Below are 12,151 nucleotides of genomic sequence, written 5' to 3' on the forward strand. Positions count from 1 at the left end.
GAACAGTTCTTCAAACAGCTTCAAACAGCCTTATCAAACTCACTATGGCAGGAGGGACGGGGCGGCATCGCTCCGTATGGATGGACGTGAAGCGATACTTCCGTGGGCCGGTCATGTGGATCGTGCTGGCCGTCCTTGCCGTGGTCGTGTTGATGCAGGTCGTCGGTTCGTCCGGCGGCTACAAGACGGTGGACACCGGCCAGGTCATTCAGGCCATCGACCAGGACAAGGTGAAGCAGGCCAAGCTCACCACCGGCGATGAGAACAACATCAAGATCGAGCTGAAGGACGGCCAGAAGCTCAAGGGCGAGGACGGCAGCAAGTTCCAGGCGAGCTACATCGGCGACCAGGGCGTCGACGTGGCCAAGGACCTGCAGGCCCGCTTCCAGGACAACAAGATCCCGGACGGGTACACCGTCTCCCCCGAGAAGCAGAACGCCTTCGTCGGCATTCTGATCACGCTGCTCCCCTTCATCCTGCTGCCCCTCATCTTCCTGTTCCTGATGAATCAGATGCAGGGTGGCGGCTCGAAGGTCATGAACTTCGGCAAGTCCAAGGCCAAGCTCATCACCAAGGACACCCCGAAGACGACGTTCGCCGACGTCGCGGGTTCGGACGAGGCCGTCGAGGAGCTCCACGAGATCAAGGAGTTCCTGCAGGAGCCGGCCAAGTTCCAGGCCGTGGGCGCCAAGATCCCCAAGGGCGTGCTGCTGTACGGCCCGCCCGGTACCGGCAAGACGCTGCTCGCGCGTGCCGTCGCCGGTGAGGCGGGCGTCCCGTTCTACTCGATCTCCGGTTCCGACTTCGTCGAGATGTTCGTCGGTGTCGGTGCCTCCCGTGTCCGCGACCTCTTCGAGCAGGCCAAGGCGAACGCTCCGGCGATCGTCTTCGTCGACGAGATCGACGCCGTCGGCCGGCACCGCGGTGCGGGTCTGGGCGGCGGTCACGACGAGCGCGAGCAGACGCTCAACCAGCTGCTCGTCGAGATGGACGGCTTCGACGTGAAGGGCGGCGTCATCCTGATCGCCGCCACGAACCGGCCGGACATCCTCGACCCGGCGCTGCTGCGTCCCGGCCGTTTCGACCGCCAGATCGCGGTCGACCGTCCGGACATGCAGGGCCGTCTGGAGATCCTCAAGGTCCACCAGAAGGGCAAGCCGGTCGCTCCGGACGTCGACCTGTCGGCCGTCGCCCGCCGCACCCCCGGCTTCACCGGTGCCGATCTGTCGAACGTGCTGAACGAGGCGGCCCTGCTGACCGCCCGCTCGGACAAGAAGCTGATCGACAACCACATGCTGGACGAGGCGATCGACCGTGTGGTCGCGGGCCCGCAGAAGCGGACCCGGATCATGTCGGACAAGGAGAAGAAGATCACCGCGTACCACGAGGGCGGTCACGCCCTGGTCGCGGCGGCTTCACCGAACTCCGACCCGGTCCACAAGATCACGATCCTGTCCCGCGGCCGGGCCCTCGGTTACACGATGGTGCTTCCGGACGAGGACAAGTACTCGACCACGCGCAACGAGATGCTCGACCAGCTCGCCTACATGCTGGGCGGGCGCGCGGCCGAGGAGCTCGTCTTCCACGACCCGACCACGGGCGCGGCGAACGACATCGAGAAGGCCACGACCACGGCCCGTGCCATGGTCACGCAGTACGGCATGACCGAGCGGCTCGGCGCGATCAAGTTCGGCGGCGACAACACGGAGCCGTTCCTCGGCCGTGAGATGGCGCACCAGCGCGACTACTCGGAAGAGGTCGCGGCGCTCGTCGACGAAGAGGTCAAGAAGCTCATCGAGACGGCGCACAACGAGGCCTGGGAGATCCTCGTCGAGAACCGCGACGTTCTCGACAACCTGGTCCTCGCGCTCCTCGAGAAGGAGACGCTGAACAAGGAGCAGATCGCCGAGATCTTCGCTCCGATCGTGAAGCGCCCGGCCCGCCCCGCGTGGACCGGCTCCTCCCGCCGCACCCCCTCGACCCGCCCGCCGGTGCTCTCCCCCAAGGAGCTGTCGCTGACGAACGGGGCGAACGGGGCGACCCCCGCCATCGAGTCCACCCCGGTGGACACGGTGAAGGAGGACCGCTCCGAGAGCTGATCGGGCCCCGGTGCCCGGGACAGCCCCGGAATGCAGGCCGCGTCCCCCACGCTTTACGGTGTGGGGGACGCGGCCTTTTTCGTGGACACGGGCCGCGTCGGACATTCGCTTGAGGAAGAGGCACAGATGACCGACCCGGTGACGCTGCACGGTGAGGGCCCGATCGGCGAGTTCGACGAGAAGCGGGCCGAGAACGCCGTACGCGAACTGCTCATCGCGGTCGGCGAGGACCCGGACCGCGAGGGCCTGCGGGAGACGCCGGCGCGGGTCGCCCGGGCGTACAAGGAGATATTCGCGGGTCTGTGGCAGAAGCCCGAGGACGTGCTGACGACGACGTTCGACCTGGGGCATGACGAGATGGTCCTGGTGAAGGACATCGAGATCATCTCCAGCTGCGAGCACCACCTCGTGCCGTTCGTGGGTGTCGCGCACGTCGGGTACATCCCGTCGGCGGACGGCAAGATCACCGGACTGTCCAAGCTGGCCCGGCTCGCCGACGTCTACGCCCGGCGTCCGCAGGTGCAGGAGCGGCTCACCACGCAGATCGCGGACTCCCTGATGGAGATCCTGGAGCCGCGCGGTGTCATCGTCGTCGTCGAGTGCGAGCACATGTGCATGACGATGCGGGGCGTGCGCAAGCCCGGCGCGAAGACGATCACCTCGGCGGTCCGCGGTCAGTTGCGCGACCCCGCCACGCGCAACGAGGCGATGAGCCTCATCATGGCGCGCTAGGGCCTTTCGTTTGGATCAGGCTGGGCTCGCGGGGCGTGGCACGCACATCTGCGGCGTTGTCGTCACTCGCCGACGCTCCGCGTCGACTCCCTCCTCCGCCTTGCAGCTGCACGCACCACGCCCCGCTCCCTGATCCAGCCTGATCCAAACGAAAGGCCCTAGCCCTGCGGGCTCAGGTGGTCGGGGCGGTGCCCTTCGCGTCGTCGTCGTCCTCCGGGAGCCGGCAGACGTGCTGGAGGAAGAGGGCCGCGGCGATCACGCCGATGCCCGCGACGACGGAGAAACCGGCGTAGATCGCCTGGTCCCGGCGGGGTGCCACGTCCAGGTGCTCCAGCAGGAACGCGAACGTGCCGCCGTACATCCCGGAGACGAGCGCGGCGACCAGCGCGCTGGCCTGGCCGAAGACGAGGGCGCGGGCGGCCATCATCGGGTCGACGCCCCGCGCGTCGGGGCGGCGGGCGCGCTGGGCCTTCAGACGGGACCGGATGGAGAGCGCCGTCGCCAGCAGGACGAGGGCGATCAGGGCGAGGACGACGGGGGCGGCCGGGGGGACGCGGGGCAGCGTGCCCACCGCGTTCCACAGCCGGGCGCCCGCCCAGGACAGGACGCCCGCCACCGCGAAGAGCCCGGCGAGCGTCCTGATCCGCAGTTGCTTCATCCCCGTGGTCGCCCTTCACGTGTCTACGGTCTTCCACGACCGCCTGGCTGCGGCCGTGCCCGCTAGACCCTAACGATTACTCGGGCAGCCGGAGTTCCAGGTCGGCGCGCGGGGCGATGCCCTCGCGGGTGACCTCGGCGAGCAGGGCGGCGACGGGGCCGCGGCCGGGCAGCTGGGCCTCCGGCTCGACGTCGTGCCAGGGGGCGAGGACGAAGGCGCGCTCGTGGGCCCGCGGGTGAGGGAGCGTGAGCACCGGGTCGTCCGAGACGACGTCCGCGTAGGCAACGATGTCGACGTCGATCGTCCGCGGGCCCCAGCGCTCGTCCCGCACGCGGTGGAAGGCCTCCTCGACCGCGTGGGCGCGCTCCAGCAGGGAGGACGGCGGCAGCGTCGTCTTGAGGATCACCACCGCGTTGAAGTACGAGGGCTGGGAGCCGGGGTCGACGCCCCAGGGCGCCGTCTCGTACACGGGGGAGACGGCTTTGACCCGGACGCCGGGGGTGTCCTCCAGGGCGTCCACGGCGCCCTGGAGGGTCTCCAGGCGGTTGCCCAGGTTCGAGCCGAGGGAGAGCACCGCGCGCTTCGGGTTCGACAGCGTGCTGTCGGCCGCGTCGACCTGCTCGACCACGGAGGCCGGCACCGGCTGGACGGTCGGGTCGAACTGCGTCTTGTTCATACTCGGCTCCGGGTGATGGTGACGGTCACGTCGTCGAAGGGCACGGTGATCGGCGCGTCCGGCTTGTGGACGCACACCTCGACCTCCAGCACCCCCTCGTGCTTCAGGCACGTCTGGGCGATGCGCTCGGCGAGCGTCTCGATGAGGTCGACCGGCTCGCCCTCGACGACGGCCACGACCTCCTCCGCCACGATGCCGTAGTGCACGGTCTTCGCCAGGTCGTCGTCGGCCGCCGCCGCCCGGGTGTCGAGTCCGATCACCAGGTCCACGATGAAGGTCTGGCCCTCCTCGCGCTCCTTGGGGAAGACGCCATGGTGCCCTCGGGCCTTGAGGCCGCGCAGCGCGACACGATCCACGCGAATCACTCCTGCAGTCGTCGGTAGGAGCCGGTCCCATCGATGTGCGGTCGCTGCGCCGGCTCGTTCGAATCTACCTGCGCGCACGGACATCGCTCGCCCGCGGGGGCTATGGACATCCGGCGCTCCGGCTGGTAGCCGCCCCTACCCATGGGGGTCCGCGGCCAACCGCGCGCCCACGATTCCGGCGCTTTTCGCGCCGGGTACCCACTCAGGCGGGTGAGCCGTCCGCGCCCCGGTCGCCGTCGATGCCGCCGTCCGGGCCTTCGTCGAGCCGGCGGTCGATCTCCGCGTCGAGGTCGGACTCGTCGTCCGACTCGGCGAGGACCGGGGAGGCGTGGTGGGACCACAGCTTCCAGCCGTCACGGGTGCGCCGGAACACGTTCGTGGCGACGACGCGCTGGCCGACGAGCGGGCCGAGCTCCTCGCCGCCCTCGGGCGCGGGGCCGCCGCTGAGGATGTTCTCCGTACAGGTCACCAGGGCCGTGTCGGCGACCACGCTGATGTGCAGGTCGGTCAGGAAGAACTGGATGTACTCCGTGTTCGCCATGATCAGCGCGTAGCTGCGCAGGACCTCGCCGCGTCCGGTGAGCACCGGCCAGCCCGGATGGACGCAGCTGATCGAGGTGTCCTCGGCGTCGTCGGGGTCGGCGTCCTCGGCGTAGGCGACGTCCTCGGGGGCCAGCCACAGCGAGGTCAGTTCCTCGAAGTCGCCGCGCTCCAGGGCCTCGTAGAACGCGCGGTTGGCGTCGTCGACGGCCTGGATGTCGGTGTGGGTCACAGGGCTCCCTCGACCGCGCGGGCGACGCGGACGGCGTCGGCGGTGGCCCGGACCTCGTGGACGCGGACGGCCCAGGCACCGGTGTGGGCGGCGATCGCGGAGACGGCGGCGGTGGCGGCGTCGCGCTCGCGGGCGGGCGGCGGGGCGCCCTGCCCGTCGGAGAGGACGTGGCCGAGGAATCGCTTGCGGGAGGCGGCGACCAGGACGGGGTGGCCGAGCGCGTGCAGGCGGTCGAGGTGGGCGAGGAGGGTCAGGTCGTGGCCGGCCTCCTTGGAGAAGCCGAGGCCCGGGTCGACGACGATGCGGTCGGGCGCGATGCCCCCGGCTATGACGGCGTCCACGCGGGCGCGGAGCTCGTCGACGACCTCCGAGACGACGTCCTCGTAGTGCCCGTGCACGGCGTCGCCCGCGAGGAGGCCGCGCCAGTGCATGACGACGAAGGGGGCACCCGCGGCGGCGACGACCGGGACCATCGCGGGGTCGGAGAGACCGCCGCTCACGTCGTTGACCAGCGCCGCGCCCGCCGCCAGGGACTGCTCGGCGACCTTGGCGCGCATGGTGTCCACGGACACGGTGACGCCCTCGGCGGCCAGGCCCCGCACGACGGGGATGACGCGCTTGAGCTCCTCGTCCTCGTCCACGCGCGTGGCGCCGGGACGGGTCGACTCACCGCCGACGTCGACGAGGTCGGCCCCCTGGGCGACCAGGTCGAGGCCGTGCTTGACCGCGCGGGTGGTGTCGAACCAGCGCCCGCCGTCCGAGAAGGAGTCGGGCGTCACATTGACGACTCCCATGACCGCGCAGCGGTCCCATGCGGGGAGATTGGCTACGTGGCCCCGGCGGACCTGCGACGTGCTCATGCTTCCAGCGTAGGGCTGTGCGGGGGATGCCTCGCGTCGCAGGGCTGATTACCGGGGGTTCCTGCGCGGCGGGGGCGGGGGCGGGGGAGGGTGATGAAGCCCTCGGCCTGCATGGCGGCCCAGCCGATGCGGGGGAGGTCGCGTGGGGAGCCGTAGACCACGAAGCGGGGTTCCCAGCGGGGGCGGAACTTGGCGTTGAACTTGTAGAGCGACTCGATCTGGAACCAGCGGGACAGGAACACGAGCAGGCCGCGCCAGGCCCGCAGGACCGGCCCCGCGCCGATCTTCTCGCCGCGCGCGAGCGCGGAGCGGAACATGGCGAAGTTGAGCGACACGCGCGCGATGCCGTGCTCCGGGGCGGCCTGGAGGGCGGTCACGATCAGCAGCTCGTTCATCCCCGGGTCGGCGGTGCGGTCGCGGCGCATCAGGTCGAGGGAGACGCCGTCGGGGCCCCAGGGAACGAAGTGCAGGACGGCCCGCAGGTCTCCGTGGGGGCCCGGCGAGCCGCCGGCGTCCGGGGCCTTGTGGGCCGTGGCGATCAGACAGTCGCCGTCGGCCGCGTCACCGATGCGGCCGAGCGCCATGGAGAAGCCGCGCTCGGTGTCCGTGCCGCGCCAGGCGTCGGCGGCGCGGCGGATCCGGTCCAGCTCGGCGGGGGCGAGGTCACGGGCGCGCCGGACGCGGGTCTCGTAACCGGCGCGCTCGATCCGCTTCACCATCTGGCGGACATTGCGCATCGGCCGCCCCGCGAGGGAGAAATACGCGACGTCCACCACCGCCTCGTCGCCCAGCTCCAGCGCGTCGAGCCCCGTCTCGCGGGTCCAGACCTCGCCGCCGGTCTCGGAGCAGCCCATGACGGCCGGGGTCCAGGAGTGGGCCCGCGCCTCGTCCATGAAGCGCTCGATGGCGCCGGGCCAGGCCTCCACGTCCCCGACGGGGTCGCCGCCGGCGAGCATCACCCCGGACACCACGCGGTAGCAGACGGCCGCCTTGCCGCTCGGGGAGAACACGACGGCCTTGTCGCGGCGCAGCGCGAAGTGGCCCAGCGAGTCGCGGGCGCCGTGCCGCTCCAGAAGGGCGCGCAGCCGGGCCTCGTCGTCCTGGGTGAGCGTGGCCGCCGGATGCTCGGGGCGCAGCGCGAAGTAGATCGTGGTGAGCGCGGTGAGCATGCCGAGCGCGCCGAGCGAGAACCCGACCGTGGACGAGGTGCGGCCCGCGTAGTCCAGGGGGCCGTCGACGCCGAACAGCCCGTACAGGACGTGCGACAGGCGGTCCGCCAGGCTCGGGTCGCCCGTCAGCTTGTCCGGGTGCGCGCTCACGATGGCGAGGCCGAGCAGCAGCGAACCGGCGCCCATCACCACCAGGTTCGCCAGCGCGCGCCAGCGGCTGCGCGGGTCGGGCAGCGCGTCGAACTCGGCGCGGTGCCGGGCGAGGAGCCACAGCAGGGCGAGCGGGATGACGACTCCGGCGAGGGAGTGCCGGTACGCGAACTGGGCGCAGGCGCCGACCGGCAGCAGCACCACGGTGGCCCGCCAGGCCCGCCGCTTGCGCCGCCGCAGCCCGTGCGCGAGCAGGAGCAGCAGGACGCCGCAGCTGAGCGCGAGGGCGGCCGCGTACGGGCCGAGGGTGCCCGGCAGGACCTGGGCGAGGGCGTGCATGCGGCTGTGCCGGAAGCGCGGGAAGACGCCGGCCGCGACGTCGAGCAGCCCGACCAGGAGACCGGCCCGGGCGATCCAGGCCGGCACGGACTCCGGGCGGGGGCCGCGCACCACGCCGCCCACCGCGCGCCGCCATCGTCCCGGAACGGCGTCCTGGTTTTGCGCATCTATCCTGACGAACATCGCATTTCCGTAGTTCTGCGAGAAGCGTGAACGGACATCCATATCGGGCATCCGCGACGTGCGCCCTCTAGGACGGGGGCATCGGGAAGCGGGTTCACTCCCACCCGGAAAAGAGCCGTAAAGGGTGAGGAAAGCAGGAGAAAAGCCGCTGCTCCGCACGGGGCACGTCCCACCACGTCGACGCGGAGGCGGAAGACATCCCATGGGTCTCACGAGTCACAAGGTGCTTGCCCTCGCGGTACTGCTCGCCGTGGTCCTCTTCCTCGGCACCGTGCTGCTCTGGCCCCGCCTGGCGCAGCGCTCCTGGCGGTCCGTCAGCGGGCGCGTTGCCCTGCTGCTCGCCACCCAGCTGATGCTGTTCTGCGCGGTGGGCCTCGGGGTGAACCGGTCGTTCGGCTTCTACGCGTCCTGGGACGACCTGCTGGGCCGGGAGCAGGGCGAGGGCGTCGTCACGGACCAGGCCGGTCCCGGCGGCGCCGCCCGGACCGTGCACGCCGTGTCCGCGGGCGGCCTCACCGCACCGCCCGGCGCCCGGCCCGACACACTGGGCCGCATCGAGAAGATCGACGTGGTGGGGCGCGACACCCGCATCGCGAGCCCCGCGTACGTGTATCTGCCGCCGGAATACTTCCAACAGCGGTACGCCGGGCGTCACTTCCCGGCCGCCGTCGTCCTCACGGGCTACCCGGGCACCGCGGAGGCGCTCTACAAGGGGCTGCGCTATCCGCAGACCGCCTACCGGCTCGCGGCCGAGCACCGGATGCGGCCGATGATCCTCGTCATGCTCCGGCCGACCGTGGCGCCGCCGCGCGACACCGAGTGCGTGGACGTGCCGGGCGGCCCGCGCACCGAGACCTTCTTCGCGCGGGACCTGCCGCAGTACGTCGCCGCCCGCTACCGCACCGAGAAGCAGTGGGGGATCGTCGGCGACTCCACCGGCGGCTACTGCGCCCTGAAGCTGGCCATGCACCACCCTGACGTCTACAAGGCGGGTGCCGGGCTCTCCGCGTACTACAGGGCGGCGCTCGACCCGACGACGGGCGACCTGTTCCACGGCGACCAGGAACTGCAGAACCGGGCGGACCTTCTGTGGTCCCTCGACCGGCTGCCGCCGCCCGACACGTCCCTCCTGGTGACGACCAGCAGACAGGGCGAGTACAACTACCCGGACACGATGGCGTTCCTGGGCAAGGTGAAGCCGCCCGCGCGCGTGGCGTCGATCGTCCTCGACAGCGGCGGGCACAACTTCAACACCTGGCGGCGGGAGATCCCGGCGACGCTCCGGTGGATGAGCGCCCGGCTCAGCGAATGATCTCCAGGTCCACGTCGGTGCGTGCGACGTCCTGGGCGTCGGCCGCGGTGGAGCGGCGCAGCGCCTCGTGCAGCCGGGCCGGGGTGAGGACGCCCAGGAAGCGGCCCTCGGAGCGTTCGTCGATCACGGCGATCCAGCCCGCGTCGTGCTGCAGCATCGTCGCGAACGCCTGCTTCAGGGAGGCGCCGACGGGCAGCCAGGCCTCCATGCGGCGGGCGTGGTCCCGTACGGTCTCGCCCTTCGCCGCCTCGCGCGCGTGCCCGGCGGAGATCCAGCCGTGCAGGTTGTCCTCGCCGTCGAGGACGACGGCCCAGCGGGCGTCGAGCTCGCGGGGCAGCGGGTCGTCGAGATGGACGACGGGCGGCTGCTCCAGGTCGCTCTCCTCGATGGGCGTCACCGAGAGGCGCTTCAGGCCCCGGTCCGCGCCGACGAAGTCGGCCACGTAAGGCGTGGCGGGGGCGCCGAGGACCGCGGCCGGGGTGTCGAACTGCTCGATGCGGCCCTGCCCGTAGACGGCGATGCGGTCGCCGAGACGGACCGCCTCCTCGATGTCGTGCGTGACGAACAGGACGGTCTTGCCGAGCGTGCGCTGCAGGCGCAGGAACTCGGTCTGGAGGTGGTCGCGGACCACCGGGTCGACCGCACCGAACGGCTCGTCCATCAGGAGCACCGGCGGGTCCGCCGCGAGCGCGCGGGCCACGCCGACCCGCTGCCGCTGGCCGCCGGAGAGCTGTTCGGGGTAGCGCTCGCCGAAGACCTTCGGGTCCAGGCCCACCAGGTCGAGCAGTTCGGCGGCGCGGGCGCGGGCCTCGGCGCGCCGCACGCCGAGCAGGTGCGGGACCGTCGCCGTGTTGTCGAGGACCGTCTTGTGCGGGAAAAGGCCCACTTGCTGGATGACGTATCCGATACGCCGGCGCAGCTTCACCGGATCGATTTCGGATATGTCGTCGCCGTCGAGGAGTATCCGGCCCTCGGACGGTTCGATGAGCCGGTTCACCATTTTCATCGTCGTGGTCTTGCCGCAGCCCGACGGGCCCACCAGCGTGACCAGTTCGCCCGCGTTCACCTCGAAGGACAGATCGTCGACGGCAGTTGTGCCGTCCGCGTACCGCTTGCTGACGTGCTCGAACCGGATCATGGGACCCCATTCTGCCGCTACCGTCCCGCCGTTGTGTGACGGCGGTGTTGCGGGAAGGGGGAGGGTATCGGCCGTTGTCAGTGGCGGCGGTTAGGGTCGTCCGCAGTTCGAAAAGTGTCGGCGACGACCGTGCGGGGGCACGGCCGGCGGCATACGTTCGGGGAAACGGGGGAGGCGGGCGGGGTGAGTGAGCAGAACTGCCTGGTGCGCAATGAGTGGGTGTGCGGCGAGTATCTGCGCACCCGCAGCCAGGAATTGGTCGACGCGACCGTGCAGCACGTGGGCATCACCCTCGCATCGGTGGTGATCGGCGTCCTGATTTCCTTGCCGCTCGCGCTGCTCGCGCGCCGCAGGCGGGCTTTCGCGGCGCCGGTGCTCGGTCTGACGACCGTGCTCTATTCCATTCCCTCGCTCGCGATGTTCTCCCTGCTGCTGCCCCTTTTCGGGCTCTCCCCGGCTCTCGTGATCACCGGGCTCGTCCTGTATTCGCTGACGATTCTCGTGCGGAACACATTGGCGGGGCTCCAGTCCGTCCCCGAAGAGGCCACCGAGGCGGCCCGCGGGATGGGATACGGGCCGCTGCGCCTGCTGTGGGAGGTCGAACTGCCGCTGGCGCTGCCCGCGTTGCTGGCCGGGGTGCGGATCGCGACGGTGTCCACGGTGGCGCTCACCACGGTCGGCGCGATCGTCGACTACGGGGGCCTCGGCACGCTGATCCTCGACGGCCTCGACAGCGACTTCAAGGCACAGGTGCTGACCGCGTCCGTCCTGTGCGTGGCCCTCGCGATCCTCGCCGACCTGCTGCTGCTCGGACTCCAGCGGCTGCTGACGCCGTGGACGCGGGCGACGGCCGGGCCGGGTCCGCGCCGGTCCCGCAGACGCGCGGCGGCGGCTACGCCGGTGGTCCCCGAGCCCGAGAAGGTGGCATGAACGCGATATCGGGCGCCTACGACTGGCTGTCCGCCGGCGCCAACTGGCAGGGCGAGAAGGGCGTGTGGCACCGGCTCGCCGAGCACCTGTACTTCAGTGGCGTCGCGCTGGGCATCGCCTGCCTGATCGCGCTGCCGCTCGCCCTGTGGCTCGGGCACATCGGCCGCGGCGGCGCCCTCGCGGTCAACGTGTCGAACGTGGGGCGCGCGGTGCCCACACTGGCCGTCCTGGTGCTGCTCACGCTGACCCCGCTGGGCCGGCACGGCGATGTGCCGACGCTGATCGCGCTGGTCCTCTTCGCGGTGCCCCCGCTGCTGACGAACGCGTACGTGGGCGTGCGCGAGGTGGACCGTTCGGTGGTGGAGGCCGCGCGCGGCATGGGCATGAGCGGCGGGCAGGTCTTCGCCCGGGTCGAACTGCCGCTGGCGTACCCGCTGGTGATGACCGGACTGCGCTCGGCGGCGGTGCAGGTGATCGCGACGGCGACGCTGGCCGCGATGGCCGGCGAGGGCGGGCTCGGGCGGATCATCACCGCCGGGTTCAACCTCCAGGACACGCCGCAGGTGGTCGCGGGCGCGGTCCTCGTGGCGGCGCTCGCGCTGGTCGTGGAGGGCCTGTTCGTGGCCGTGGGGCGGCTGTGCGACCCGATGCGGGGGCGGGCGTGAGCCCGTTCGCGCGGTTCTTCCCTGCGTTGATTCATCCGGTTTCGGCCAGCTCATCGGCAAAGTCATCAGCAAGGTCATCGGCAAAGTCATCGGCAAGGTCATC

Annotated in this window: 12 protein-coding genes; 5 read left to right on the plus strand and 7 right to left on the minus strand. The window is 71.1% G+C overall.

The window, feature by feature from the left end; genetic code table 11:
- Positions 1 to 80 precede the first annotated feature (80 nt).
- Together ftsH and folE are read left to right on the plus strand one after the other, a co-directional pair.
- On the plus strand, positions 81 to 2,099 hold the full coding sequence (ftsH, locus tag ACZ4E1_RS12410) for an ATP-dependent zinc metalloprotease FtsH (RefSeq protein ID WP_467538420.1): 2,019 nt from the start codon (positions 81 to 83) through the stop codon (positions 2,097 to 2,099).
- A 126-nt stretch (positions 2,100 to 2,225) separates the two neighbouring features.
- Positions 2,226 to 2,831 carry a GTP cyclohydrolase I FolE gene (gene folE / locus ACZ4E1_RS12415; RefSeq protein ID WP_399124749.1) on the plus strand — a complete coding sequence of 202 codons (606 nt, stop codon included), beginning with the start codon at positions 2,226 to 2,228 and terminating at the stop codon, positions 2,829 to 2,831.
- A gap of 172 nt (positions 2,832 to 3,003) precedes the next feature.
- Here the strand turns inward: folE and ACZ4E1_RS12420 are convergent, their stop codons facing one another.
- The 6 genes from ACZ4E1_RS12420 to ACZ4E1_RS12445 form a co-directional block, all read right to left on the minus strand.
- Positions 3,004 to 3,489 carry a DUF3180 domain-containing protein gene (locus tag ACZ4E1_RS12420; RefSeq protein WP_467538423.1) on the minus strand — a complete coding sequence of 162 codons (486 nt, stop codon included), beginning with the start codon at positions 3,487 to 3,489 and terminating at the stop codon, positions 3,004 to 3,006.
- A 76-nt stretch (positions 3,490 to 3,565) separates the two neighbouring features.
- Positions 3,566 to 4,165 (minus strand): 2-amino-4-hydroxy-6-hydroxymethyldihydropteridine diphosphokinase, encoded by a 600-nt coding sequence (folK, locus tag ACZ4E1_RS12425; RefSeq protein ID WP_467538425.1) that lies wholly within the window; start codon positions 4,163 to 4,165, stop codon positions 3,566 to 3,568.
- On the minus strand, positions 4,162 to 4,521 hold the full coding sequence (gene folB, locus ACZ4E1_RS12430) for a dihydroneopterin aldolase (RefSeq protein ID WP_399124752.1): 360 nt from the start codon (positions 4,519 to 4,521) through the stop codon (positions 4,162 to 4,164). The genes folK and folB overlap by 4 nt, the downstream gene beginning before the upstream one ends.
- A gap of 211 nt (positions 4,522 to 4,732) precedes the next feature.
- Positions 4,733 to 5,302, minus strand: a complete 570-nt coding sequence (locus tag ACZ4E1_RS12435) for a nuclear transport factor 2 family protein (protein ID WP_467538427.1) — start codon at positions 5,300 to 5,302, stop codon at positions 4,733 to 4,735.
- Positions 5,299 to 6,162: a dihydropteroate synthase gene (folP, locus tag ACZ4E1_RS12440; protein WP_467538429.1), complete on the minus strand. Its 864-nt coding sequence runs from the start codon at positions 6,160 to 6,162 to the stop codon at positions 5,299 to 5,301. The genes ACZ4E1_RS12435 and folP overlap by 4 nt, the downstream gene beginning before the upstream one ends.
- The gene (locus tag ACZ4E1_RS12445) at positions 6,159 to 8,003 is read right to left on the minus strand and encodes a phosphatidylglycerol lysyltransferase domain-containing protein (protein WP_467538431.1); all 1,845 of its coding nucleotides are present in this window, start codon (positions 8,001 to 8,003) and stop codon (positions 6,159 to 6,161) included. The genes folP and ACZ4E1_RS12445 overlap by 4 nt, the downstream gene beginning before the upstream one ends.
- A 202-nt stretch (positions 8,004 to 8,205) precedes the next feature.
- Here ACZ4E1_RS12445 and ACZ4E1_RS12450 point away from each other — a divergent pair, with 202 nt between their 5' ends.
- Entirely contained in the window at positions 8,206 to 9,315 is a 1,110-nt protein-coding gene (locus ACZ4E1_RS12450) for an alpha/beta hydrolase (protein ID WP_467538433.1), read from the plus strand.
- Here ACZ4E1_RS12450 and ACZ4E1_RS12455 read toward each other — a convergent pair.
- Positions 9,305 to 10,453 carry an ABC transporter ATP-binding protein gene (locus ACZ4E1_RS12455; protein ID WP_467538435.1) on the minus strand — a complete coding sequence of 383 codons (1,149 nt, stop codon included), beginning with the start codon at positions 10,451 to 10,453 and terminating at the stop codon, positions 9,305 to 9,307. The two genes, ACZ4E1_RS12450 and ACZ4E1_RS12455, sit on opposite strands and share 11 nt — an antisense overlap.
- A gap of 183 nt (positions 10,454 to 10,636) precedes the next feature.
- Here ACZ4E1_RS12455 and ACZ4E1_RS12460 point away from each other — a divergent pair, with 183 nt between their 5' ends.
- Both ACZ4E1_RS12460 and ACZ4E1_RS12465 read left to right on the plus strand, forming a co-directional pair.
- Entirely contained in the window at positions 10,637 to 11,383 is a 747-nt protein-coding gene (locus ACZ4E1_RS12460) for an ABC transporter permease (RefSeq protein ID WP_467538437.1), read from the plus strand.
- Positions 11,380 to 12,048, plus strand: a complete 669-nt coding sequence (locus tag ACZ4E1_RS12465; RefSeq protein WP_467538439.1) for an ABC transporter permease — start codon at positions 11,380 to 11,382, stop codon at positions 12,046 to 12,048. Before ACZ4E1_RS12460 ends, ACZ4E1_RS12465 begins: the two co-directional genes overlap by 4 nt.
- Positions 12,049 to 12,151: the final 103 nt, after the last annotated feature.

It is taken from the genome of Streptomyces sp. NPDC025806 (genome assembly GCF_055558275.1).

Excerpts from the sequence above, each read along its gene's own strand:
- folE (WP_399124749.1), top strand. The coding sequence starts at position 2,226 with ATGACCGACCCGGTGACGCTGCACGGTGAGGGCCCGATCGGCGAGTTC.
- folP (WP_467538429.1), bottom strand. The coding sequence starts at position 6,162 with ATGAGCACGTCGCAGGTCCGCCGGGGCCACGTAGCCAATCTCCCCGCA.
- ACZ4E1_RS12450 (WP_467538433.1), top strand. The coding sequence starts at position 8,206 with ATGGGTCTCACGAGTCACAAGGTGCTTGCCCTCGCGGTACTGCTCGCC.
- ACZ4E1_RS12445 (WP_467538431.1), bottom strand. The coding sequence starts at position 8,003 with ATGTTCGTCAGGATAGATGCGCAAAACCAGGACGCCGTTCCGGGACGA.
- ACZ4E1_RS12420 (WP_467538423.1), bottom strand. The coding sequence starts at position 3,489 with ATGAAGCAACTGCGGATCAGGACGCTCGCCGGGCTCTTCGCGGTGGCG.
- ftsH (WP_467538420.1), top strand. The coding sequence starts at position 81 with ATGGACGTGAAGCGATACTTCCGTGGGCCGGTCATGTGGATCGTGCTG.
- ACZ4E1_RS12465 (WP_467538439.1), top strand. The coding sequence starts at position 11,380 with ATGAACGCGATATCGGGCGCCTACGACTGGCTGTCCGCCGGCGCCAAC.
- ACZ4E1_RS12455 (WP_467538435.1), bottom strand. The coding sequence starts at position 10,453 with ATGATCCGGTTCGAGCACGTCAGCAAGCGGTACGCGGACGGCACAACT.
- folK (WP_467538425.1), bottom strand. The coding sequence starts at position 4,165 with ATGAACAAGACGCAGTTCGACCCGACCGTCCAGCCGGTGCCGGCCTCC.